Annotated in this window: 1 pseudogene; it reads left to right on the plus strand. The window is 78.6% G+C overall.

Going from position 1 to position 1,191, the window contains the following annotated elements:
• Nucleotides 1–110 precede the first annotated feature (110 nt).
• Nucleotides 111–1,191, plus strand: a pseudogene (locus tag AB0F11_RS38300) (helix-turn-helix transcriptional regulator); the annotation flags it as partial.

The following is a 1,191-nucleotide window of genomic DNA, read 5'->3' on the forward strand; positions in this document are numbered from 1 at the left end:
TCGGTGGCGATGAGCCGGGGCGTGGGGGTTTGCCCGTCCGGGCGCTGGGGAGCCGAGGTCACGGATCCATCTTCGCCCATGGCCAGGGCGCGCCGAAGGCGGCCCGCCTGGTGCTGGTCGACGCCGCCCGGCAGGTCGCCGGCCGGGACCCCGCCGCGGGATCCCGGATGGCCTTCGAAGCCATGGCCGCGGCCTGGGACGCCCCCGACCCGGCCGCAGCCGCCGCCGACACCCTGGCCCGCCTCGCCGGCCTGGAGCTGGGCGAAGGCCCGCTGGTCCGGGGCGCGGCCGCACTGCACGGACTGGCCATCGGGGACGTGGCCGGCGGCACCGCCGCCCTGCGCGAGTTCGCCGCCCACGTCGCGGCCACCCGCCGCGACCGCGAACTGCCCGACCAGGCCGTGCTCCAGGGCTGGGACCTGCTGCTCGGCGACTACGCCGCCGTCCACGACCAGGCCGCCGCCCTGGAACGCGAGTGCCGGGAGCACGGCGCGGTCGGGGTACTGCCGCGGGTGCTGCTGCGGCTCGCGCGCTGCCGGCTGTTCCTCGGCCGCCACCGCGACGCGTACGCCACCGCCATGGAGGGGCTGGAGATCGCCCGCGACACCGGGCACCGCCACTACGTCGCCATGCTCGGCGCGGTCCTGGCCGTACTCGCCGCCCTCGACGGCGACGAACCCGCCTGCCTGCACCCCCTCGCCGGGGACCCCGCGCCCGGCAGCACGCCGAACCCACTGTGGCACGCGTACGCCCGCGGCCTGCTCGACCTGGGCCGGGGCCGCTACGAGCCGGCCCTGCACCGCTTCGCCGCGATCACCTCCGGCCCGAACCGGCACGTCCTGATCGCCCTGCACACCCTTCCCGACCAGGTCGAGGCCGCCGTACGCCTCGGAAGGCCGGCCGAAGCCCGGGACTGCGCCGACCGGTTCGCCCGGTGGGCGGCGGCCGTCCGGACCCCCTGGGCGCAGGCCGTCGACCTGCGCTGCCGGGCCCTGCTCGCGCCCGACGGCGAGGAGGCGGGCCCGCTGTACGAGCGTGCGCTGGCCGCCCATGCCGGAGACGGCCGGCCGTTCGAGCAGGCCCGGACCCGGCTGCTGTACGGGGAACGGCTGCGCCGGGCCCGCCGCCGCGGGGCCGCGCGCGACGCGCTCGCCGCGGCCCTGGAGTCGTTCGAGCGTCTGCACGCGGCAC

It is taken from the genome of Streptomyces sp. NPDC032472 (genome assembly GCF_040636955.1).
Taxonomy (GTDB): Bacteria; Actinomycetota; Actinomycetes; order Streptomycetales; family Streptomycetaceae; genus Streptomyces.